Annotated in this window: 23 protein-coding genes; 20 read left to right on the forward strand and 3 right to left on the reverse strand. The window is 64.6% G+C overall.

Annotated elements, in window-relative coordinates:
- Positions 1–26: 26 nt before the first annotated feature.
- From folE to dhaM, 19 genes are all read left to right on the forward strand, one after another.
- Positions 27–644, forward strand: coding sequence for a GTP cyclohydrolase I FolE (gene folE, locus ASH00_RS05480; protein WP_404800751.1), 618 nt, complete (start codon positions 27–29; stop codon positions 642–644).
- A gap of 14 nt (positions 645–658) precedes the next feature.
- Positions 659–1,564: a dihydropteroate synthase gene (gene folP / locus ASH00_RS05485; protein WP_056545758.1), complete on the forward strand. Its 906-nt coding sequence runs from the start codon at positions 659–661 to the stop codon at positions 1,562–1,564.
- 7 nt (positions 1,565–1,571) lie between these two features.
- Complete coding sequence (gene folB, locus ASH00_RS05490) at positions 1,572–1,955, forward strand: dihydroneopterin aldolase (protein ID WP_056545759.1); 384 nt, start codon at positions 1,572–1,574, stop codon at positions 1,953–1,955.
- Positions 1,952–2,446: a 2-amino-4-hydroxy-6-hydroxymethyldihydropteridine diphosphokinase gene (gene folK, locus ASH00_RS05495; protein WP_056545761.1), complete on the forward strand. Its 495-nt coding sequence runs from the start codon at positions 1,952–1,954 to the stop codon at positions 2,444–2,446. The genes folB and folK overlap by 4 nt, the downstream gene beginning before the upstream one ends.
- Before the next feature lie 7 nt (positions 2,447–2,453).
- Positions 2,454–2,945, forward strand: coding sequence for a DUF3180 domain-containing protein (locus tag ASH00_RS05500; protein ID WP_056545763.1), 492 nt, complete (start codon positions 2,454–2,456; stop codon positions 2,943–2,945).
- Entirely contained in the window at positions 2,938–3,450 is a 513-nt protein-coding gene (locus tag ASH00_RS05505; protein ID WP_056545764.1) for a PH domain-containing protein, read from the forward strand. Before ASH00_RS05500 ends, ASH00_RS05505 begins: the two co-directional genes overlap by 8 nt.
- Positions 3,447–4,985, forward strand: a complete 1,539-nt coding sequence (locus ASH00_RS05510) for a PH domain-containing protein (RefSeq protein WP_056545766.1) — start codon at positions 3,447–3,449, stop codon at positions 4,983–4,985. The genes ASH00_RS05505 and ASH00_RS05510 overlap by 4 nt, the downstream gene beginning before the upstream one ends.
- Positions 4,972–5,910: a Rossmann-like and DUF2520 domain-containing protein gene (locus tag ASH00_RS05515; protein WP_056545767.1), complete on the forward strand. Its 939-nt coding sequence runs from the start codon at positions 4,972–4,974 to the stop codon at positions 5,908–5,910. The genes ASH00_RS05510 and ASH00_RS05515 overlap by 14 nt, the downstream gene beginning before the upstream one ends.
- On the forward strand, positions 5,907–6,812 hold the full coding sequence (gene panC / locus ASH00_RS05520; protein WP_056545770.1) for a pantoate--beta-alanine ligase: 906 nt from the start codon (positions 5,907–5,909) through the stop codon (positions 6,810–6,812). Before ASH00_RS05515 ends, panC begins: the two co-directional genes overlap by 4 nt.
- Positions 6,813–6,882: 70 nt before the next feature.
- A complete protein-coding gene (lysS, locus tag ASH00_RS05525) occupies positions 6,883–8,337 on the forward strand; it encodes a lysine--tRNA ligase (protein WP_082565955.1) in 1,455 nt (484 codons plus the stop codon).
- Positions 8,338–8,340: 3 nt separating this feature from the next.
- Positions 8,341–8,526: a hypothetical protein gene (locus tag ASH00_RS05530; RefSeq protein WP_056545774.1), complete on the forward strand. Its 186-nt coding sequence runs from the start codon at positions 8,341–8,343 to the stop codon at positions 8,524–8,526.
- A gap of 95 nt (positions 8,527–8,621) precedes the next feature.
- Complete coding sequence (locus tag ASH00_RS05535; RefSeq protein ID WP_056545775.1) at positions 8,622–8,945, forward strand: histone-like nucleoid-structuring protein Lsr2; 324 nt, start codon at positions 8,622–8,624, stop codon at positions 8,943–8,945.
- A 109-nt stretch (positions 8,946–9,054) separates the two neighbouring features.
- Positions 9,055–11,562: an ATP-dependent Clp protease ATP-binding subunit gene (locus tag ASH00_RS05540; protein ID WP_056545777.1), complete on the forward strand. Its 2,508-nt coding sequence runs from the start codon at positions 9,055–9,057 to the stop codon at positions 11,560–11,562.
- 120 nt (positions 11,563–11,682) lie between these two features.
- Complete coding sequence (locus tag ASH00_RS05545) at positions 11,683–13,779, forward strand: S9 family peptidase (protein ID WP_056545780.1); 2,097 nt, start codon at positions 11,683–11,685, stop codon at positions 13,777–13,779.
- 29 nt (positions 13,780–13,808) lie between these two features.
- A complete protein-coding gene (locus tag ASH00_RS05550; RefSeq protein WP_056545782.1) occupies positions 13,809–14,318 on the forward strand; it encodes an amino-acid N-acetyltransferase in 510 nt (169 codons plus the stop codon).
- A 111-nt stretch (positions 14,319–14,429) separates the two neighbouring features.
- Positions 14,430–14,603 carry a CsbD family protein gene (locus tag ASH00_RS05555; RefSeq protein WP_056545784.1) on the forward strand — a complete coding sequence of 58 codons (174 nt, stop codon included), beginning with the start codon at positions 14,430–14,432 and terminating at the stop codon, positions 14,601–14,603.
- 177 nt (positions 14,604–14,780) lie between these two features.
- On the forward strand, positions 14,781–15,782 hold the full coding sequence (gene dhaK, locus ASH00_RS05560; protein ID WP_056545786.1) for a dihydroxyacetone kinase subunit DhaK: 1,002 nt from the start codon (positions 14,781–14,783) through the stop codon (positions 15,780–15,782).
- Entirely contained in the window at positions 15,783–16,421 is a 639-nt protein-coding gene (gene dhaL / locus ASH00_RS05565) for a dihydroxyacetone kinase subunit DhaL (RefSeq protein ID WP_056545788.1), read from the forward strand.
- A complete protein-coding gene (dhaM, locus tag ASH00_RS05570) occupies positions 16,418–17,146 on the forward strand; it encodes a dihydroxyacetone kinase phosphoryl donor subunit DhaM (RefSeq protein WP_056545789.1) in 729 nt (242 codons plus the stop codon). Before dhaL ends, dhaM begins: the two co-directional genes overlap by 4 nt.
- A 99-nt stretch (positions 17,147–17,245) precedes the next feature.
- On the opposite strand, the gene ASH00_RS05575 is transcribed toward dhaM, so the two are convergent.
- Positions 17,246–18,169, reverse strand: a complete 924-nt coding sequence (locus tag ASH00_RS05575; protein ID WP_235563163.1) for an A/G-specific adenine glycosylase — start codon at positions 18,167–18,169, stop codon at positions 17,246–17,248.
- A gap of 120 nt (positions 18,170–18,289) precedes the next feature.
- Here ASH00_RS05575 and ASH00_RS05580 point away from each other — a divergent pair, with 120 nt between their 5' ends.
- On the forward strand, positions 18,290–18,970 hold the full coding sequence (locus tag ASH00_RS05580; protein ID WP_056545793.1) for a hypothetical protein: 681 nt from the start codon (positions 18,290–18,292) through the stop codon (positions 18,968–18,970).
- A gap of 24 nt (positions 18,971–18,994) precedes the next feature.
- Here the strand turns inward: ASH00_RS05580 and disA are convergent, their stop codons facing one another.
- Positions 18,995–20,071, reverse strand: coding sequence for a DNA integrity scanning diadenylate cyclase DisA (gene disA / locus ASH00_RS05585; protein ID WP_056545795.1), 1,077 nt, complete (start codon positions 20,069–20,071; stop codon positions 18,995–18,997).
- A gap of 148 nt (positions 20,072–20,219) precedes the next feature.
- Complete coding sequence (radA, locus tag ASH00_RS05590; RefSeq protein WP_056545797.1) at positions 20,220–21,596, reverse strand: DNA repair protein RadA; 1,377 nt, start codon at positions 21,594–21,596, stop codon at positions 20,220–20,222.
- Between the last annotated feature and the right edge of the window lie 50 nt (positions 21,597–21,646).

Below are 21,646 nucleotides of genomic sequence, written 5' to 3' on the forward strand. Positions count from 1 at the left end.
ACAGGGGCCGGGATAGGATTCTTGGCGTGACCGATTTTGACGATCAAATGGTTGATGTGGCTCTCGCGGCCAGCGGTTCAACGGTGGACCAGCCGAGAATCGAGCGGGCAGTCCGGGAGATCCTCGCCGCCATCGGCGAGGATCCTGACAGGGACGGCCTCGTGCAAACACCCAAACGGGTGGCCCGCGCGTACGCGGAATTCTTCGCGGGACTTCACCAGCATCCCAAGGATGTCCTTTCGACCACCTTTGATCTGGACCACGAAGAGCTGGTGCTCGTCAAAGACATCCCGTTCTATTCGACGTGCGAGCATCACCTTGTCCCGTTTCACGGTTCAGCGCATATCGGGTACATTCCCTCAGACGACGGAAAAATCACAGGCCTGAGCAAACTGGCGCGGCTGGTGGAGATTTATGCGCGGCGTCCGCAGGTGCAGGAGCGCCTCACCACGCAGATCGTGGATGCGATGATGGAGCACCTGCAGCCGAAGGGCGCGATCGTGGTCATCGAATGTGAGCATATGTGCATGTCGATGCGCGGCATCCGCAAGCCGGGAGCCAAAACGGTCACTTCAGCGGTGCGCGGACAGGTGCGGGAAGCCGCCACGCGCGCCGAGGCCATGAGCCTGATACTTGGAAGATAGGACACAGCAACCTTATGGATTCACTCGCGGCAGCCCCAGGAACCGGACCGGCAACCTCTCCCATTCCCGTCCTGCGGCCATCCCGGGTTCGCAAGTCCTTCGCGGACCTGCCGACGGACCGGGCGCTGGTGATGGGAATCCTCAATGTCACCCCTGATTCCTTCAGCGACGGCGGCAAGTTCGCAACGGCAGATGAAGCCATTGCTGAAGGGCTGCGCATGCATTACGCCGGAGCGGACATCGTGGACGTCGGCGGAGAATCGACCCGCCCCAACGCTGACCGCATCACCGTAGATGAGGAGCAGCAGCGCATCATTCCGGTTGTCGAGGCTCTGGTGAAGGCGGGCGCGCTGGTCAGTGTCGACACCATGCATGCGGCCACTGCAGCCAGGGCGATTGACGCCGGCGCCGCCATTGTGAACGATGTGTCCGGGCTGGATTTCGATCCGGACATGCCGGGACTGATCGCCGAAAGCGGCGTCCACTACGTCCTGATGCACCAGCGCGGCAATCCGCAAACCATGGATTCCCTTGCCAACTATGATGACGTCGTTGAAGACGTCATCTCCGAACTCACGGACATCCGGGACAAGTTCTACGCCGCCGGTGTAACCCCGGAACAGATCATCCTGGATCCCGGAATCGGCTTCGCCAAGAAGGAAGACCACAACTGGGCACTGTTGCGCGCACTGGACCGATTTGACGTGCTCGGTCACCGCATTCTGGTGGGAGCCTCCCGCAAGCGGTTCCTCGGAACCCTGCTCAGCGTTGCCGGCAAGGCAGCAGCTCCCGCCGAGCGCGGTGACGCGAGCGTTGCCGTTTCCGCCCTAGCAGCTGCACACGGCGCTTGGTGCGTCCGTGTGCATGACGTCGGACCGAGCCTGGATGCGGTCAAGGTCGCCGCAGCCTGGACCAGGTAGACGGATCATGGCACAAAGTTCTCCCGCCCAGCGGGACAGGATCACACTGACGGGGATTACCGCCGTCGGGCACCATGGGGTGTTCGAGCATGAGCGCCGTGATGGCCAGCCCTTCATTGTCGACGTGGTGCTTCACCTCGATCTGCGGCCGGCAGGTGAGAGCGATGACCTCACGCGCACCGCGCACTACGGCGAACTCGCCGAACAGGTCGTCGAACTCATTACGGGTGAGCCGCTTGATCTCATTGAGGCACTGGCTGAGCGTATAGCCTCCGCTATTCTTTCCTCGTTCGCCGTGGACGCCGTCGAGGTCATCGTGCACAAACCCAAGGCGCCCATCGAGGTGCCGTTTGGCGACGTCGCCGTCTCCATCTTCCGGGAGCGCACATGAGCGGCACGGTGCGATCCATCCTCGCGCTGGGCAGCAATCTCGGCGAAAGCCGCGACACGCTGTCCCTTGCCGTTGCTGACCTTGTTGACTCCACGAACGTGCGGTTGCGTGAAGTGTCGCCGATCGTGCAGACGAAGGCCGTCGGCGGGCCGGAGCAGCCGGATTACCTCAACATGGTGATCGAGATCGAAACGGACCTCGGGCCGTATGAACTGCTCGAGCACTGTCAGGCCGTTGAGAATAGGCACCACCGGGTCCGCTCTGTCCGGTGGGGCCCGCGCACTCTCGACGTCGACATCATCACCTACGGCGATCTCGTCTCGGATGACGAAAAGCTGACCCTGCCCCATCCCCGCGCGGCGGAGCGGGCCTTTGTCCTGCAGCCCTGGGCGTGGATGGACGGAACGGCTACGCTGTCGGGACGCCCGGTCGCGGAGCTTGTCCAGCAGGCAGAAGATCTCCCCGGCCTCGTACCGTTCGAGGGGGCCTAGCAGAGCCGTGGGATCAATCCGCATCGGCTGGCTGGTTCTGATCGGTTTGGTGTTCGGTGCCGCCGGGTGGCTGGTCAACTGGTGGGCAACCCGCAACGGGTACCCCACCCCGTCGCTGCCGCTGAGTTCGCTGTTGACCATCGCCGCCGTCGTCGCGGTGACACTTATTTTCGGGCTCCGGGTGAGGCGCTGGCGCGGCGGCAATCGCAAGCGGGTCCTCGATCCGATCCTGGCGGCACGCACCGTGGTGCTCGCGCAGGCCACGGCCTATGCGGGCGCCCTGACCACCGGCTGGCACGCGGGGATCCTCGCCGATCAGCTGACGCTGGTGGGAGTTCGCAGCAATCTCGGTCCATTGTGGGGTTCGCTGGCGGTGATTGCCGGTGGCATAGTCATGATTGCAGTCGGACTGATCGTGGAAAGCTTCTGTAAGCTTCCGCCGGATGATGAGGCCGGGTCGGAGACGAGGCGTGAGAGCGGCGAGGGGGAGTATGCGTAGGGAACCAATTGACCCGGCGGGTATTGAGTGGACACGGGTCTCACCCAAGTACCTCAGGGTCCGGCTTGTAGGGTGGGCGATCGGCAGCCTCATCTTCCTTTTGATTTTCTCTGTTCCGCTCGTCCTGTTGCTGACGGGGGTGCTGCCCCGCTTTCCGTTCCTGCTCGCGTGGCTGCTGCCCGCCGTCGTCGTCATCTTTGCCGGGTGGCGTGGACTGCTCCTGCCCCGTCAGGTGCGCGCTATCGGCTATGCGGAGCGCAATGAGGATTTGCTGGTCCGGCAGGGCATCTTCTTCCAGCGCACCATGGTGGTGCCCTACGGCCGGATGCAGTATGTCGACGTCGCGGTAGGGCCGATTGAACGCGCCCTCGGCCTGTGCACGCTCAAGCTGCACACGGCGTCGCCGGGCACCAATGCCGAAATCCCAGGGCTTCCTTCCAGCGAGGGAGCGCGGCTGCGTGAACAGCTCTCGGCACGCGGTGAAGCGAAGCTGGCAGGGCTGTGACCGGCGCCGTACCTGACCCGGCGGTGCTCTCCGCTTCACCCGAGGAATGGAAGCGCGTCCACATCATTTCGCCGCTCGTCCGCGGCTGGATTGCCATTGCCGCGCTGATCTTTTTTGGCGGCCGCGATTGGTTCGAGGGTCTCCTGACCGGAGAGCCTGGAGGATTCAGGGGAGAAGGGGTAGGCAATCTTCCCCTTGCCATAGCCATCGTCGTCGGCGTCGTGCTGCTGATCGCGGCCGGGTTCTTCCTCTCCTGGTACTACACGCGCTACCAGGTGACCGAGGAGCACGTTCGGGTCAATTCGGGAGTGGTTTTCCGTCAGCACCGGCAGGCGCGGCTGGACCGGGTGCAGGCCATCGATGTCGTCCAGCCGTTCCTCGCGCGGCTGTTCGGGCTCGCGGAGCTCAAGTTCGATGTGGCGGACGCCGGGGAGTCGGCGGTACGGCTCTCCTTCCTGAAACTGGGGGAGGCTCAGAAGCTGCGGGCAACCATCCTGGCGCGGGCAGCCGGCGTCGTCGTGGATCCGGAGCACCCACAGGACATCCCCGAGGCACCCGAACGCGAGGTCCTTGCCCTCACTCCTGCCCGCGTGCTGGGCGCCGCGGCACTCTCCGGCAACACCGTTGCGGTGGTGCTCGGCCTGATCGGCGTGGTGGTGTTTGCCTTCGCTCTTGAGACCGGGGCGCTGCTGGCGGCTTTCGTTCCCATCCTCATCGGTGTGGTCAGCGGTTACTGGAACGTGCTGAACACGGGGTTCAACTTCCGGGCAGCGATTTCACCGGACGGCATTCGCATCCGCTACGGGCTTCTCGATACCCGCACACAGACAGTGCCGCCCGGTCGGGTGCAGGCGGTCGGCGTGGTCCAGTCACCCCTGTGGCGCTTGAAGGGCTGGTACAAGGTCACCGTGAACGTGGCCGGCTACGGCGCGTCCGCGAGTGGCGAGGCGCAGGCACGCGCCACCCTCCTTCCGGTGGGGACGCTGGACGAGGTTCTCCAGGTAATTGCGCTGGTGCTTCCCGATCCGGGGACAGACTCGCCCGTCGATGTGTTCTCGGCAGGCCTGTCAGGCAGGGATTCCGTTGCCGGTTTCATCACCACCCCGCGGCGTGCACGCCTCATTGCGCCGCTCGCCTGGCGGCGCAACGGGGTGGCGGTGACCGACACCGCGCTATTGGCCCGGTCAGGTGCGTGGTGGCGGCAGGTCGCCGTCGTACCGCATGAACGCACTCAGTCCCTGGCCCTTCACCAGGGCCCGCTGGCGCGCAGGTTCGGGGTGGCTGACCTCATCCTGCACACCACTCCCGGGCCGGTCTCTCCCCGCGTCCGGCAGATCCCTGAAGCGGACGCCTGGCGGCTGTTCTCCGAAGAGGCCGGGCGGGCGGCCGATGCCCGACGCCGCAGCGGTCCCGAACAGTGGATGCGGCCCGTCCCGGCGCAGGAGCAGATGGAAGAGACGGATGCGGCTGCCGACGCACCCGTCATGCCGGCACCGCCCTCATACCTGGAAGGTCCAGACCATGAACGTTCCTGAGCGTCCGGTCCGTCCCGGCGCTGGAGGCCCCCGCCGGAAACCCGGGAGGCTTGGCGTCGGAGTGATCGGCGCAGGCAGGGTCGGTGCCGTTCTGGGTGCTGCCCTACGTGCAGCCGAACACGCCGTCGTCGGAGTTTCCGCTGTCTCCGAAGCAAGCAGGGAACGGGCCGAGAACCTCCTGCCCGGGGTCCCGCTGCTTGGGATCGAGCAGATCGTGGAACGGGCGGAGCTTGTCCTGCTGGCAGTGCCCGACGACGCCCTGCCGGATCTCGTCTCCGGCCTGGCCGCCGTTGGTGCCTGGCAGCCCGGCCAGCTCGTCGCGCACACGTCGGGCCGCTACGGAACGGCCGTTCTGGACCCGGCGCGGAGGCTTGGCGCCATCCCGCTAGCGCTGCACCCTGCGATGACGTTCACCGGCATGAGCCTGGACCTCACGCGCCTGCCCGACTGCACGTTCGGTGTCACAGCGCCCACCGCCGTCCTCCCGGTGGCGCAGGCACTCGTGGTCGAGATGGGCGCTGAGCCGGTGGTCATCGAGGAAGAGGACCGCGTCCTGTACCACGCGGCGCTTGCGCACGCGTCGAATCACCTGGTCACCCTCGCTGCGCAGTCAACACAGTTGCTCGGCAGCATTGGTGTGGAGCGGCCGGACCGAATGCTCGGGCCGCTGATGCGTGCCTCCCTTGAGAACGCGCTCGCCGCGGGCGAGGGGGCACTCACTGGGCCGGTTGCACGCGGTGACACCGGTACGGTCGCGGCGCACGCCGCTGCCCTCGCCGAATCGCCCGAAGACATTTCCCGTGCCTATACGCGATTAGCCGCGGTGACTGCCTCCCGCGCACTGGAACGCGGGCTCCTGTCCGCGGAGCAGGAACGCGCAATCACTGAGGCGCTGGCACGGCCCGGAAAGGAAGAAAGCGAATGAGGCCACGGGTTCTCACTACTACGGCGGAGCTGCGTGCTGCGGTCGCCGAACAGCTGGCTGCGGCAGGTCCCGGCCCCGTCAGCCTGGGGCTCGTCCCCACGATGGGCGCCCTCCATGAGGGCCACGCGGCGCTGGCCCGCGCTGCACGGACAGAGAACGACGTCGTTGTTGCCACCATCTTCGTCAATCCCCTTCAGTTCGGGGACCCGCTGGACCTTGACCGGTACCCCCGAACGCTGGAGGCGGACCTGGAAATCCTTGGGGGCTACGGTGTCGACCTGGTCTTCGTGCCGTCCCGGGAAGAAATGTATCCGGGCGGCGAACCGCTGGTCCGGCTCTCCGCCGGACGCCTCGGCGAAAGGTTTGAGGGCGAATTCCGGCCGGGACATTTCGACGGGATGCTCACCGTCGTCGCCAAGTTGCTGCATCTGGCCTGGCCCGCCGCCGACGCCGCGTATCGGGCCTACTTCGGGCAGAAGGACGCGCAGCAGCTGGCACTGATCCGCCGGATGGTCCGCGACCTCAGCTTCACGGCGGACATCCGTGCGGTACCCACGGTGCGGTCTGCCGAAGGGCTGGCGCTCTCGAGCCGGAACCGCTTCCTGACGGCAGAGGAGGCGGATGCCGCCCTTGTCCTGTCCCGCGCATTGCGCCTGTTGGCGGAGCGCGCTGTCCGCTGCGAACCGCTGGACCTGGAATCCGCCGTCGCACTGGTGGAAAGCCAGCCGCTCGTGCAGCTGGAGTATTTCGAGGTGGTGGACCCGGATACTTTGGAACCGCTCGCCTTCAACTGCCGCGAGACTCCCTTCTCGGGGGAGGCACTCGCGCTGATTGCCGCAAGGGTGGGCAGCGTCAGGCTCATTGACAATCAACCGCTGCTTGCGGACCCGGCCGGCACGTAAGGCTGAACCGGTAACCTTAGATACCGTGACCACTGAGCCAGCCCTCTCCACCGAAGAATTCAACGAGCAGATGCGCATCCGCATGGAAAAGCGCGCGCGCCTGCTGGAGCGCGGTGAGGAGCCGTATCCGGTCAAGCCGGAGCGGACATCTTCCCTGGGCGAGATCCGGGACCGCTTCTCCGGTCTCGAGGCCGGTGACTCAACCGGTGAGAACGTCAGCGTGGTTGGCCGGATAGTCTTCCTCCGGAATACCGGAAAATTGTGCTTCGCGACGCTCCAGGAGGGCGACGGAACCCGTCTCCAGGCGATGCTGAGCCTCGCCGCCGTCGGCGAGCAGCCCCTGGCGGAGTGGAAGTCAACGGTGGATCTGGGCGATCATGTGCAGGTTTCGGGGGAAGTCATCAGTTCACGCCGCGGCGAACTGTCGGTGATGGCTACAGGCTGGGCTATGGCGTCGAAGGCGCTGCGCCCGTTGCCCACCCTGCACGCCGGGGTCAACGAGGAGACACGAGTCCGCCAGCGCTACGTGGATCTGCTGGTGCGCGAGGAAGCGCGCCAGATGGTCCGGACGCGGGCAATGATCACGCGCAGCATCCGTGAGACGCTTCACTCGCATGAATACATCGAGGTGGAAACGCCGATCCTCCAACTGGTCCATGGCGGCGCCAGCGCGCGGCCGTTCGAGACCCACGTTAATGCCTTTGATCAGAAGATGACCCTTCGCATTGCGCTGGAGCTCTATCTGAAGCGGGCAGTTGTCGGGGGAATCGACCGCGTTTATGAAATTGGTCGCATTTTCCGCAATGAGGGCGTCGACTCGACGCACAGTCCGGAATTCACGATGCTCGAGTGCTACGAGGCTTATGCTGACCAGTTCGTGATGGCCGACCGCATGAAGGAGATCATCCTGAATTGTGCTGACCTTCTGGGATCGCGCCAGATTGAATCCGGAGCCGGGACCATTGACCTGGACGGCGAATGGCGCTGGCTCGGGGTTTATCCGGGGCTCTCCGAGGCAGTTGGACGTGTTATCACTCCGGACACTGACAGGGAAACGTTGTTGACGGTAGCTGAAGAACACGAAGTTTCCGTGGACCTGGACTGGGACGCGGAAAAGCTTGTCCTGGAACTCTTCAGTGAAATTGTCGAGCCGACATTGGTGCAGCCGACGTTCGTATATGACTATCCGCCGTCAGCGCAGCCCCTGGCCCGTCCCCACCGCGACCAGCCGCAGCTGATTGAGGCATGGGACCTCATCATCGGCGGCATGGAGCGTGGAACCGCGTTTTCCGAACTGATTGATCCCGTCATTCAGAGGGAGCGCCTCACCGAACAGTCACGGCGGGCAGCTGCCGGTGACGAGGAAGCCATGCAATTGGACGAAGACTTCCTTCGTGCCCTTGAATACGGCGCACCTCCGATGGGCGGGATCGGCCTGGGCATTGACCGGCTCGTCATGCTTTTCACTTCCACGGGAATAAGGGAAACCATCCTATTCCCGCTGTTGAAGCCGGAGTTGGGTTAATTCATGGAGTATTTGGCTGTTCTCCTGCCTTCCCTTGCCGTTGGGCTCATCTTCTACTTCGTCATGAAGTCGATCTTCAACGCGGACCGGGCCGAGCGTGAGGCCGAATCCGCAGAACGCCGCAACAGGGAGAATGAAATAGTAAAACCGACACCGTCGCCGGATGATGTGCCGCCCGGGAAGCAGTAAAAAGCCTGATCATCATTTTCTCTCTTTTGACGTCTGGGTTTAATGCGGACGATAATGTCTCTTGAATACTCGATAGGCCGATTGAGGAGATTGTTATGGCGCAGAAAGTCAAAATCATTCTGATTGACGACCTCGACGGCGGTGAGGCAGATGAAACCGTAAGGTTCGGCCTCGACGGATCGCAGTATGAAATTGATCTTTCCTCAGTGCACGCGGAGGAGTTGCGCAGTGCGCTGTCCACCTATGTCTCCTCCGCCAGGCGCGAGAGCCAGGGTAAACAGCGGCAGGGCGCACCCGCCGCCCGCAATCAGGAAGCCGCGCAGATCCGCGAATGGGCAAAGGCAAACGGTTACAACGTCTCTTCGCGGGGGCGCGTCAATTCCGAGATCATCGAGGCATACCGGGCTGCGCAGCGCTAGCGCACCTCCGAGCAGGGCCCGCCGGCCTATCTCGCCTGTGGCGAACACGCTCCACAAGCCATCCGTGGGCACGTAGCATCGAACTACGCGTTAGCTAGGAGTGTGTCTCATGTTTGAGAGATTTACGGATCGTGCCCGTCGAGTTGTAGTGCTGGCCCAGGAAGAGGCCCGCATGCTCAACCACAATTACATCGGCACCGAGCACATTCTGCTTGGGCTAATTCATGAGGGTGAGGGTGTCGCCGCAAAGGCGCTTGAGTCGCTCAGCATTTCCCTCGGCGCTGTGCGCGAGCAGGTGCAGGAGATCATCGGGCAGGGCCAGCAGGCTCCTTCCGGTCACATCCCCTTCACGCCGCGTGCCAAGAAGGTGCTGGAGCTGTCTCTCCGCGAGGCACTGCAGCTCGGCCACAACTACATCGGCACTGAGCACATTCTGCTCGGTCTCATTCGTGAGGGTGAGGGCGTTGCCGCGCAGGTTCTGGTCAAGCTCGGCGCTGACCTCAACCGCGTCCGTCAGCAGGTCATTCAACTGCTTTCCGGGTACCAGGGCAAAGAACCTGTGGCATCAGGTGGCCAGCAGCAGGAGGGCACCCCTGCCGGGTCCGTCGTACTGGACCAGTTCGGACGCAATCTCACCCAGGCGGCCCGCGAGGGCAAGCTCGATCCGGTCATCGGCCGCGAGCTCGAGATGGAACGCGTCATGCAGGTCCTCTCCCGCCGCACCAAGAACAACCCCGTGCTCATCGGCGAGCCCGGCGTCGGCAAGACGGCCGTCGTCGAGGGCCTCGCGCAGGCGATTGTCCGCGGAGATGTACCCGAGACCATCCGGGACAAGCAGTTGTACACCCTGGACCTCGGCTCACTGGTTGCCGGATCCCGCTACCGCGGTGACTTCGAGGAACGCCTCAAGAAGGTCCTGAAGGAGATCCGCACACGCGGCGACATCATCCTGTTCATCGATGAGATCCACACGCTCGTTGGTGCCGGCGCGGCAGAGGGCGCTATCGACGCCGCGTCCATCCTGAAGCCCATGCTGGCGCGTGGAGAGCTTCAGACCATCGGCGCCACCACGCTGGATGAATACCGCAAGCACATCGAAAAGGACGCGGCCCTTGAGCGCCGCTTCCAGCCAATCCAGGTTCAGGAGCCTTCGGTGGCACATGCCATTGAAATCCTGAAGGGGCTCCGGGACCGCTATGAGGCACACCACCGTGTCTCCATCACTGATGCCGCACTGGCATCGGCTGCCAACCTTGCCGAGCGGTACATCTCCGATCGGTTCCTGCCGGACAAGGCCATTGACCTCATCGATGAAGCCGGAGCGCGGCTGCGTATCCGCCGCATGACCGCTCCGCCGGAGCTCAAGGAAATCGATGAGCGCATCGCGTCCGTGAAGCGGGAGAAGGAATCCGCTATCGACGCCCAGGACTTCGAGGGTGCAGCCCGCCTGCGAGATCGTGAGCAGAAGCTTCATGACGAGCGCATGGACAAGGAGCGCCGCTGGAAGTCAGGCGGTCTCGATGACATCGCCGAGGTTGACGAGGAGCTGATCGCCGAGGTTCTGGCGAACTCCACCGGCATCCCCGTCTTCAAGCTCACCGAGGAAGAGTCCTCGCGGCTGCTCAAGATGGAAGATGAACTGCACAAGCGGGTCATCGGTCAGGATGACGCCATCAAGGCAATCTCCCAGGCCATCCGCCGGACCCGTGCAGGCCTGAAGGATCCGAAGCGTCCGGGCGGTTCGTTCATCTTCGCCGGTCCCACCGGCGTTGGAAAGACCGAGCTCGCCAAGGCGCTTGCTGAGTTCCTCTTCGGAGATGAAGATGCACTGATCACACTGGACATGTCGGAGTACTCGGAGAAGCACACCGTCTCCCGGCTCTTCGGTGCGCCCCCCGGATACGTGGGCTATGAAGAGGGCGGTCAACTTACCGAAAAGGTCCGTCGCCGTCCGTTCTCCGTTGTCCTGTTCGACGAGGTGGAGAAGGCTCACGCCGATCTCTTCAACTCGCTGCTGCAGATCCTCGAGGATGGCCGCCTGACTGACAGCCAGGGCCGTGTGGTGGACTTCAAGAACACCGTCATCATCATGACCACCAACCTCGGCACCCGGGACATCTCCAAGGGCGTCATGACGGGCTTCCAGTCCGGCACTGACACCAACACGGGTTACACCCGCATCAAGGCGAAGGTAACGGAGGAGCTGAAGCAGCACTTCCGCCCCGAGTTCCTCAACCGTGTTGATGACACCGTGGTGTTCCCGCAGCTCACCCAGGACGAGATTGTCCAGATCGTGGATCTGTTCCTCGACCGCCTGAGCAAGCGGATGGCAGATCAGGGTATGAGCATCGAACTCACACCTGCGGCCAAGGTGCTGCTCGCGACCCGCGGTTATGATCCGGCAATGGGCGCACGCCCCCTGCGCAGGACAATGCAGCGCGAAATCGAAGACCAGCTTTCCGAAAAGATTCTCTTCGGAGAGATCAAGTCCGGAGAGCTCGTCTCGGTAGATGTCGAGGGCGAGGGCGACGAAGCAAAATTCACCTTCGTGGGGCATGGTGCTCCCAAGGAGATCGAGGATTCGCCGGCGGCAATCGAGGCGGTCGTTCCCGAGTAACCCGGGCACTCTCAAGCACACCTGCCCGTATCGGTCCGCCGATACGGGCAGGTTCTTTTAAGCGCATTCGGAACGACGCCGGGTTGTGAGCTGGAGCACATCGGATGATAAAGATGTTCCATGACACTCGTACCAGATTCGCCCACCCCAGCGAACACCACTGCCTTCCATGACCTGGATCGTTTCGTCGCCCTACCGCGTTTGAGTGGGCTTTCGTTGAGCGCCGACGGCACCCGGCTGGTTACCTCGGTGGCCACCCTCAACTCCAAGGGCACTGCCTACACCTCCGCCCTGTGGGAGCTGGACCCATCCGGCCGCCAACCGGCCCGGCGCATCACCCGCAGCGCAAAGGGAGAATCGGGCGCCGCCTTCCTTAGGAGCGGCGACCTGCTTTTCACGTCCGCCCGCCCGGACCCGGACAATGCGGAGGAGGAACCGGTTCCAGCGCTCTGGAAGCTTCCGGCCGCCGGCGGCGAAGCCCGGGTAGTGCACACCCGCCCGGGAGGAGTGCAATCGGTCCTCGCTGCAGCGGAGGCTGACGCCGTCGTCGTCGTTGCTGAGGTGCTGGCCGGATCAACTGATGAAGCGGACGACGAAGAACGCCGCAAAGCCCGCAAGGACGCCGGTGTCGCCGCAATCCTGCACACGGGCTACCCGGTTCGTCACTGGGATGCCGATCTGGGCCCCGCCGAGCCACGCTACTTCTTGGTTGAGCCCGGTGAGCCCGGTAAGCCCGGTGAAGCCGGCAAGATCACGCTCGACGACGAGCCCTCCGTCACGCTCCGCAATGTGACCGGCGGGATCGGCTCCGCACTCCGGAACGCGAGCCCGCGCCTCAGTCCGGACGGTACGTTCCTGCTCACAGCGCAGACCGTACCCGTCGGAGGCGGGGACCAGCGGTCGGTGCTGGTGCGCGTCGACACTGCCACCGGGGAGCGCTCCGTTCTCCTCGAACACCCTGATTATGACTACGACGCGGGCCCGATCAGCCCGGACAGCTCAACCGCCGTCGTGGTGGTCCGGCACCGCACCGGCCCCGATTCGCCGCCGAACGTGGAGCTCGGGCTGCTTCCTGCCGCTGGAGGTTCCCTGGCGCCCCTTGCCTCCGGCTGGGACCGCTGGCCTGCTCCTGCCGCCTGGCTTCCGGATGGAAGCGCACTGGTGGTCACAGCGGACGACGACGGCGCGGCGCCGGTGTTCGTTATTGACGTCGCCAGCGGCGACGTGCGGCAGGTGACGGTGGATGCTGCTGCCTACACCGACGTCGTTATTTCGCCTGACGGTTCCACCGCCTACGCGCTGCGCAGTTCCTACGAGTTCCCGCCGGAGGCTGTGCGCATCGAGCTTGCCACGGGCACTGTTGCGCCGCTGCCGGCGCCGAGTGAGCGCCCTGCGCTGCCGGGAACGCTGGAGCGGGTGGAGGCTGTCGGCGCGGACGGGCACGCCGTGAAGTCCTATCTCGTCCTGCCGGAAGGAGCCGGCGCATCTGCGCCCGCGCCGTTGCTGCTCTGGATCCACGGCGGCCCGCTCGGATCCTGGAACGCGTGGACCTGGCGCTGGTCGCCGTGGCTGCTGGCCGCCCAGGGATACGCCGTCCTCCTGCCGGACCCCGCACTCTCCACGGGTTACGGACAGAAGATGATCGAACGCGGCTGGGGCGCATGGGGAGACGCGCCCTACACGGACCTCATGGCCGCAACGGATGCTGTGGTGGCGCGTGCGGACATCGATGAGAGCCGCACGGCGGCGATGGGCGGTTCGTTCGGCGGGTACATGGCCAACTGGGTGGCCGGGCATACGGATCGGTTCAATGCGATCGTCACGCACGCCAGCCTGTGGGCCCTGGACCAATTCGGGCCCACCACCGATGCCTCTTTCTACTGGGAGAAGGAGATGACGGCCGAGATGGCGCTCGAGAACTCCCCGCACACGCATGTCGGGAAGATCAGCACGCCGATGCTGGTGATCCACGGCGACAAGGATTACCGCGTGCCGATCGGCGAAGGTTTGCGGCTCTGGTACGAGCTCCTGTCCAAGTCCCAGCTGCCTGCCGGGCCGGACGGGGAGACTGAGCACCGCTTCCTGTACTTCCCGGATGAGAACCACTGGATCCTCAAGCCGCAGCACGCGAAGATCTGGTACTCCGTCGTCGAGCACTTCCTGGCCCGTCACCTGCTGGGCGAGAAGGTGGACCTTCCCCTGGAGTTGGGAATCTGAGGTACGTCCGGGTCCCTACACTGGGTTGAATGAGCCAGTCCTTTCATATTCGCCGGGCAACCACCGCTGACGTGCCCATTATCAAGCAGCTGGTGGCCCCGCTCGCAGAAGAGCGCATCCTGATTGCCAAGGAAACGGTTGCCTACTATGAGGGCCTTCAGGAGTTCAAAATCGCCGAAGACGACGACGGCGGTGTGCTGGGGTGCGGAGCCCTCCATGTCATGTGGGAGGATCTCGCGGAGATCCGTACGCTGGCCACCGCCGCAGCGGCGCGGGGCAGGGGCGTGGGCACCGCCGTCGTCAATGCGCTGCTTGAGGAAGCGCGCGCTATCGGTGTGCAGCGGGTTTTCTGCCTCACCTTCGAAGAGGCCTTCTTCCGCCGCCACGGGTTCCATGTGATGGCGGACCAGTCGGCGGTGGATCCCGTTGTGTACTCGGAACTCCTGCGTTCGCATGACGAAGGCGTAGCGGAATTCCTGGACCTGGCACGCGTGAAGCCCAATACCCTCGGCAATACCAGGATGATCCGTACGCTCTGACGGTGAGCTAGCCAGCGGCGTTCCGCGCAGATAAGCTAAGGATGCTTGGTATGTGAACGCCAGGTGAGTCTCCTGACAGGGGGACGGAACGTCGACGAAAGGCGGAACGCCATGGGTGCAGACGACAAGACACAGAACAACGCCGAGAAATTGGGCGGCAAGGTTCAGGAAGGCCTGGGCAAGGCCACTGGCAACAAGGACATGGAAGCCGAGGGCCAGAAGGACCAGAGCAAGGCCGACCTCAAGAATGCCGGCGAGAACATCAAGGACGCGTTCAAGAAGTAGCCGGTAAAAACGTAGGCGGCATCAGGCCGCCAGCTGTGGGAAGGACCCTTTGGGTCCTTCCCACAGTCATATTGGAGTGCTTCAGCACGAAGGGTCTGGGCAACCGTCCCTGCCGCAGAGTACTGTTCAAGGGCGAACCGGTTTTGCAGCAGTCGATCACCGTCCAAGGAGACTCGCATGAAGAAGCTGATCAATGACCCGCAGGCAGTGGTAGCTGAATCCGTTGAGGGGTTCGGGGCTGCCCACGCTGATCTGGTCGAGGTGCATCCGGACCCCTTGTTCATCACCCGCCGAGACGCTCCGGTCCAGGGCAAGGTGGGGTTGGTTTCGGGCGGCGGAAGCGGTCATGAACCTTTGCACGCAGGGTTCGTGGGCCGCGGGATGCTTGATGCTGCGGTCCCTGGAGCGGTGTTTACCTCGCCTACTCCCGATCAGATCATTCCCGCCACACTTGCCGTGAACAGCGGCGCAGGAGTGCTCCACATCGTCAAAAACTACACGGGGGATGTCCTCAACTTCGAGACCGCAGCCGAAATGGCGCAGGCTGAGGGCGTAGAGGTCCGGTCGGTCCTGATCAATGACGACGTCGCTGTGGAAGATTCGCTGTACACCGCAGGCCGCCGCGGCGTCGGCGGGACGGTGCTTGTGGAACGTATCGCCGGAGCAGCAGCCGAGCGCGGTGATTCCCTCGACGGCGTCAGCGGGATTGCCCAGCGCGTCAATGACAACGTGCGTTCCATGGGCGTTGCGCTCTCTGCCTGCACGGTGCCGCACGCCGGCGTGCCCAGCTTCGATCTGACCGAGGAAGAAATCGAGATCGGCATCGGGATTCACGGTGAACCTGGCCGGCACAAGATCGCCATGGAAAATGCGGACGGAATAACCGACCGCCTCCTGGAGCCGATCCTCGCCGACCTCAAAGCGACGGACGGTGACCGCGTGCTGCTCTTCGTCAACGGCATGGGCGGCACGCCGGCCAGTGAGCTTTACATTGTGTACCGGCGCGCGCGTCAGGTGCTTGCCGAGCGCGGCATCTCGGTTGAGCGCTCCCTGGTTGGCAACTACATCACGGCGCTGGAGATGCAGGGAGCGTCGATTTCGGTGCTGAAGCTGGACGATGAAATGGTGGAACTCTGGGACACGCCGGTATGGACGCCGGCCCTGCGATGGGGAGTGTAGATGGCGCTGACTGCGCAATGGGCCGAAGCCTGGATCCGGGAATGCTCGCAGGTCCTCACTGAGCACCGTACCGCGCTGATCGAGCTGGACCGGGCGATCGGGGACGCGGACCACGGCGAGAACATGCAGCGCGGGTTCGCGGCGGTGGTGGCAAAGCTCGATGCCGGTGGGCAGGAAACACCCGGCGCGGTCTTCAAGCTGACTGCCATGACTTTGATGTCCACCGTTGGCGGTGCGGCCGGTCCGCTGTACGGCACCGCGTTCCTCCGCGCGGCCACAGCTCTGGGTGACGCAGCTGAGATCGATCCCGCCGCCGTCGTCGGCTTCCTGACTGCAGCACGCGACGGCGTGGTGGCGCGCGGCAAGGCCGAGCCGGGGGACAAGACCATGATCGATGCGTGGACTCCCGCCGTCGAGGCCGCGGACACGGCGCAGTCGGCCGGGGCGTCGGCCGTGGAGGTGCTTGAGGCTGCTGCCAATGCCGCCCAGGCCGGTGCCCTCGCCACAGAGCCGCTGATCGCCAGAAAAGGCAGGGCCAGTTACCTGGGTGAGCGCAGTGCCGGGCATCGTGACCCTGGTGCGCAGTCCTCGGCCTTAATTCTTCAGGCGGCAGCTGACACCGCAGGGCGTCAACAGTGACGGTCGGCCTGGTGATCGTCTCGCACAGCAGCAAAATCGCCGAGGGGGTCATTGAGCTGGCCGCGCAGATGGCCCCCAACGTCCGGATAGCCGCCGCCGGCGGTACGAGTGATTCCCCGTCGCGCATCGGCACCAGTCTTGAGAAGGTTCAGTCAGCGCTTGATGAAGCCGAGCAGGGCGATGGCGTCGTGGTCCTTACCGACCTCGGTTCTGCAGTCATGACTGCAGAAATGACCCTTGAATTCCTCTCCCCTGATACCCGGTCGAGGATCCGCCTGCCTCAAGCCGCCCTGGTCGAAGGAGCGGTGGCAGCGGCCGTGCAGGCGGAGTCCGGCGGCACGGTGGACGAGGTCGCTTCCGCTGCCGAGCGTGCTGTCGTTTCCATCGACCCTGAGTCACTTGAGCCGTTCGTCTCCCATGGGTCGGCGGCTCCCGGTCCCTCGGCTCCGCTGGAAGCAGCTGCTGAGCCGGCGGTGACGGGCGCCTGGACCCTGCCCAACAAGATGGGCCTGCACGCTCGGCCCGCGGCCGTCATAGCAAGGGCGCTCACGGACCTGGACGCCGAAGTGACCATCAACGGCGTGGACGGCAAGTCGGTGATGCTGCTCATGTCGCTCGCTCTGGGCGAGGGCAAGGAACTCCGCGCTGAGGCCACGGGTCCGGAGGCGCAGAAGGCCATCGAGTACATCGGCGGTGAGGTCAAGGCAGGGTTCGGCGAGCTCTAGCGGAACTTTTGGGCACTTACGGTGACTCTGCCGTGGCCTGAAGTCGCCAGAGGTGCGCAAAAGTTCGCCAGGAGGGCCCAGCGAGTTCCGACGGAGGGGTCAGGCGGGGAGCTGCAATCCCCGTGGTGTCTCCTCTGCCAGGCCATCCGCGAGGAGGCCGTTGAGCGCTCGCTCGAGCTGCTCAAGCGGGGCATGCAACCCATACAGCTTCTCAAATGCCGCGGGGGTGCCGTGCGCCAGGTCCACAGGGCGCTCGCGGATGAGCGGCCGCGGCACGGGGCTGTCCGTATGCCGCAGTACATGCATGATCGCGCCACGTACCTGCCGGTCCGTTCCTGCCCAGGATTGGCCCTTGGGTACGTACGTCGGCGCGGGTTTCCCGGCCGCCACCCAGGCGCACCGATCGAGGACCGGACACTGCTCGCAGGAGGGCGTCCGCGCAGTGCAGACCAGCGCACCCAGCTCCATCACAGCCACGTTCCAGCGGACGGAGGCGGGGCCGTCGTCGGGCAGGAGTGTGGCAGCCCGCTTCATCTCAGCGGCCGTCAGCGCCGGCGCGGGCAGGGCGGCACCGCCCACAAGCCGCGCGTGGACGCGGCGGATGTTCGTGTCGACAACCGTCTCGCGACGACCGAAGGCGAACGCCGCGACGGCGGCAGCTGTGTAGGTGCCCACGCCCGGCAGTGCAAGGAGCTCAGCATAGGAATTGGGCACGTTGCCCCCATGATGAACGACGACGGCAGTCGCCGCCGCGTGGAGGCGCAGCGCCCGCCGTGGGTAACCCAGGCGCCCCCAGTGGCGGAGGGCCTCACCGGCGGGGGCTGCAGCGAGGTCAGCTGGTGCAGGCCAGCGGGACATCCAGTCCTCCCATACGGGCAGGACACGCGAGACGGGAGTCTGCTGAAGCATGAACTCGCTCACCAGAACGCCCCAGGGGGTTCGGGAGGGAAGCCGCCAGGGGAGGTCCCGGGCGGCGTCGTCGAACCAGTCACTCAGACGAGCATGCAGCACTGCGGCGTCCACGGTGAACTCCAAATGTTCGACAAATCGGCAGGATCCACCCTACCCAAAGCATCGGCGGAAGTGGCCGCCGCGCGGCGTGGTGAGCATGCGCGTCGGCGTCACGTCTCTTAGCCTTGAATCATGAGCTCGGCAGGAGGTACAGGCAGCAGCCGGGTGAACGGTCCCCGTCGGACACCCAGCCCCCAGGTCTACAAACGGCGTCGTCAGGTGGTGGCACTGCTCGCGCTCCTGCTTGTCGGAGGTCTTGTCTGGGCAGGGATTGCACTTGCCGGGCTTTTCCGCTCGGAGCCGGGTCCGGCGCCGGCCGCCGCGGCTCCTACCAGCGCCGCCGCGAACCCGACTGCGTCCGCAACCCCCTCATCGTCCCCCTCCCCGACGGAGTCGAGCCCATCGCCAACACCAACACCGACTGAGCCGGTGTGCAATCCCGCGTCCATCGAGGTCACCGGCAGCGTGGACGCCGAAACCTATGCGCCGGACCAGAATCCCGTCCTCTCCCTCACCGTCAGCAATACGGGTGAGGTTCCCTGCCCGGTGAATGTAGGGACATCGCAGATGGAGTTCCTGATCACCAGCGGCGAAGACCGGATTTTCTCGTCCCGGGACTGCCAGGAGGGCGCTGAGGACCTGGAAGTGATCATTGAGCCGGGAAAGTCGGAAACTGCGCGCTTCACTTGGGAACGGATCCGGAGCGCTCCCGAGTGCGCAACAGTTGATGCGGTGCCCGGCGCCGGCCAGTACGCGTTCCAGACCCGCCTGGGTGAACGCACCAGCGACGAAGTTCTTTTCACGCTTGAGTAGAGATGAACTTCAGGTTTACACCGACTACATGAAGCGGTCGAGGAGGCTGGTCTCCGCGATCCGTGAGAGGCCTTCCCGGACAGTCCGTGCCCGCTGTTCGCCAATCCCGTCCACCGCCATGAGGTCATCGATGTTGGCGGCCATGAGGTTCTGCAGTCCATCAAAGTGGTCCACGAGCCGGTTGGCGACCGTGGGAGGCACGGCCTTGATACCCGAAAGCAGCCGGTACCCCTTGGGCTGCACCACCGCATCGAGGGAGTCTGTGGACGGGTTGAAGCCGAGCACGCTTGCGATGGTGCCCAGATCAATGAGGTCTGTGGAGCTGAAACCCTGGAGGCGCGCCAACTGGTCTTCGACCGGCATGGTGCTTGCGCCGAGCCCGGAGTAATCGCGAAGCACCATCTCGCTGCCCGGGCCGAGGCCCGTGGTCAGCTCCTCCACCTGTAGGGAGAGGAGGCGTCCGTCGATGCCGAGTTCGAGGACGTACTGCGAGATTTCCTCGGAAATGCGGCGCACCATTTCCTGGCGCTGCAGGGTAACGGCGACGTCGCGAACAGTGACCATGGCCTCGATTTCGAGTGCCGAGAGTGATCCGGTGACCTGGTCCAGGCGTGCGCGGTACCGTTCGAGGGTGGCGAGCGCCTGGTTGGCGCGGGCGAGCACGGGTTCGGACCCTTCCAACACATGGCGGAGGCCGTCAACGTAGAGCGCGATGATCTGCATGGATTGGCTGACGGAAATGACGGGAACGCCGGTCTGGATAGCTACGCGCTCGGCAGTCCGGTGGCGTGTTCCTGACTCCTGCGTTTCGATCCGGTGATCCGGCACCAGTTGCACGCCGGCGCGGAGGATCTTGCTGGCGTCCCGGTCACAGACAATAGCGCCGTCCATTTTTGCGAGCTCGCGCAGCCGGGTGGGGGAGAAGTCGATTCCGATGTCGAAGCCGCCAGAGCAGATCGAGTCCACTGTGCGGTCGAACCCCAGGACGATCAGGGCACCGGTGCGGCCGCGAAGGATCCGCTCAAGGCCGTCGCGCAACTGCGTGCCCGGCGCAACCCGCGCCAGGGTTGCTTTCAGCGCGTCCTCCGGACTGCGTACCATCTCACTCCCTCTTCGAAGCCGGGCAGGCGAATGCACGGACCGACAGTTCCTAATCCTATGGGAGCACGGCATCGGCTGACGGCCCAGTTTCCACTCAAATGCGTAACGTTCCAGCGTTCAGCGGGCACTGGGACCGCATCGGGAAGCCTTAGAAGAGCAATTCGAGGGCTTCCGTGAGCGTGCTGACCTGCTTGACGGTGAAGCCGGCTGGGATGCGCCCGGGGCCGTTGGGCGATTCCGGTACGACGGCGTGGGTGAACCCGAGACGCTCAGCCTCCTGGATGCGACGCGAAATTCCCGGCACCGGACGCACCTCGCCGGCTAACCCCACCTCTCCGAAGGCGATCATGCGGGAGGGAAGCGCCTGGTTGGTCTTGGCGGAAGCAATGGCAAGGGCAACCGAGAGATCCGTTGCCGGTTCGCTCAGCTTTACGCCGCCGACTGTGGCCACATAGCTGTCATCCTTGTGCAGCTGCAGCGAAGCCCGGCGCTGCAAGACGGCAAGGAGCATGGAGACCCGGGAGCCGTCGAGACCGCTGGTGGCGCGCCGCGGCTGCGAATTTGCCGATTCGGCGAGCAGCGCCTGAACCTCGGCCAGCAGCGGACGCCGGCCCTCGAGCGTGACGGTGATGCAGGTTCCCGCCACCGGCTCCTTGGTACGGGAGACAAACAGCCCGCTTGGATCCGCGAGTCCAACAATCCCGGTATCCGTCAGGTCGAAGCAACCGACCTCATCGGTGGGGCCATAACGGTTTTTGACCGCGCGCATCAGGCGGAGGCGTGAGTGCCGTTCACCCTCGAATTGGCACACCACATCCACAAGGTGCTCAAGCAGCCGCGGGCCTGCGATGGAGCCGTCCTTGGTGACGTGGCCGACCAGCAACGTGGTCATACCGCGGGTCTTGGCAGCGTTGATGAGCGACGCCGCCACCTCCCGCACCTGGGTGACACCTCCCGCGCTGCCGTCCACGTCCGGACTGCTGAGCGTCTGTACTGAATCCACAATGAGCAAAGCGGGATCCACCTTCTCAACCTGGCCCAATGCCTGACTGAGGTCCGATTCCGCCGTGAGGTACAGCGTGTCCGCCAACGCGCCGATCCGTTCTGCCCGCAGTTTCACCTGTGCGGTTGATTCCTCACCGGTGACATAAAGAACCGTGCGTCCCAGCCGGGCAACCCGGGCCGCTACGTCCAGCAGGAGCGTGGACTTGCCGACCCCGGGCTCACCGGCGACGAGGATGACCGCACCCGGAACCAATCCGCCGCCGAGCACCCTGTCGAGTTCGCCGATCTCGGTTGGGTGGTAGGACGCCGTGGTGGAATCCACCTCAGCGATCCGGAGGGCGGGGCGCGCAACAGTAGTGGCCGCCGTAGTACGCGCTACGCCTGCCGCCGCTGCCTCCTCGACCGTGCCCCACGCCTGGCACTCGCCGCACCGGCCCACCCACTTGGCGGTGGTCCAGCCGCACTCACCGCAGCGGTAGGCGGGGGATTGCGTGCGCGATCGCGCGGTCTTTGTAGCCATGGCTCAAACGTACCGGGTGTAACTGACAGTCCTGTTGAGGCTCAACTGTT

The organism is Arthrobacter sp. Soil782 (genome assembly GCF_001428435.1).
Taxonomy (GTDB): Bacteria; Actinomycetota; Actinomycetes; order Actinomycetales; family Micrococcaceae; genus Arthrobacter_D; species Arthrobacter_D parietis.

What these genes read in the sequence shown, in the direction of transcription:
- folP (WP_056545758.1), top strand. Translation starts at nt 659, where the DNA reads ATGGATTCACTCGCGGCAGCCCCAGGAACCGGACCGGCAACCTCTCCC.
- folB (WP_056545759.1), top strand. Translation starts at nt 1,572, where the DNA reads ATGGCACAAAGTTCTCCCGCCCAGCGGGACAGGATCACACTGACGGGG.
- folK (WP_056545761.1), top strand. Translation starts at nt 1,952, where the DNA reads ATGAGCGGCACGGTGCGATCCATCCTCGCGCTGGGCAGCAATCTCGGC.
- ASH00_RS05505 (WP_056545764.1), top strand. Translation starts at nt 2,938, where the DNA reads ATGCGTAGGGAACCAATTGACCCGGCGGGTATTGAGTGGACACGGGTC.
- ASH00_RS05515 (WP_056545767.1), top strand. Translation starts at nt 4,972, where the DNA reads ATGAACGTTCCTGAGCGTCCGGTCCGTCCCGGCGCTGGAGGCCCCCGC.
- panC (WP_056545770.1), top strand. Translation starts at nt 5,907, where the DNA reads ATGAGGCCACGGGTTCTCACTACTACGGCGGAGCTGCGTGCTGCGGTC.
- lysS (WP_082565955.1), top strand. Translation starts at nt 6,883, where the DNA reads ATGCGCATCCGCATGGAAAAGCGCGCGCGCCTGCTGGAGCGCGGTGAG.
- ASH00_RS05530 (WP_056545774.1), top strand. Translation starts at nt 8,341, where the DNA reads ATGGAGTATTTGGCTGTTCTCCTGCCTTCCCTTGCCGTTGGGCTCATC.
- ASH00_RS05535 (WP_056545775.1), top strand. Translation starts at nt 8,622, where the DNA reads ATGGCGCAGAAAGTCAAAATCATTCTGATTGACGACCTCGACGGCGGT.
- ASH00_RS05540 (WP_056545777.1), top strand. Translation starts at nt 9,055, where the DNA reads ATGTTTGAGAGATTTACGGATCGTGCCCGTCGAGTTGTAGTGCTGGCC.
- ASH00_RS05545 (WP_056545780.1), top strand. Translation starts at nt 11,683, where the DNA reads ATGACACTCGTACCAGATTCGCCCACCCCAGCGAACACCACTGCCTTC.
- ASH00_RS05550 (WP_056545782.1), top strand. Translation starts at nt 13,809, where the DNA reads ATGAGCCAGTCCTTTCATATTCGCCGGGCAACCACCGCTGACGTGCCC.
- ASH00_RS05555 (WP_056545784.1), top strand. Translation starts at nt 14,430, where the DNA reads ATGGGTGCAGACGACAAGACACAGAACAACGCCGAGAAATTGGGCGGC.
- dhaK (WP_056545786.1), top strand. Translation starts at nt 14,781, where the DNA reads ATGAAGAAGCTGATCAATGACCCGCAGGCAGTGGTAGCTGAATCCGTT.
- dhaL (WP_056545788.1), top strand. Translation starts at nt 15,783, where the DNA reads ATGGCGCTGACTGCGCAATGGGCCGAAGCCTGGATCCGGGAATGCTCG.
- ASH00_RS05580 (WP_056545793.1), top strand. Translation starts at nt 18,290, where the DNA reads ATGAGCTCGGCAGGAGGTACAGGCAGCAGCCGGGTGAACGGTCCCCGT.
- disA (WP_056545795.1), bottom strand. Translation starts at nt 20,071, where the DNA reads ATGGTACGCAGTCCGGAGGACGCGCTGAAAGCAACCCTGGCGCGGGTT.
- radA (WP_056545797.1), bottom strand. Translation starts at nt 21,596, where the DNA reads ATGGCTACAAAGACCGCGCGATCGCGCACGCAATCCCCCGCCTACCGC.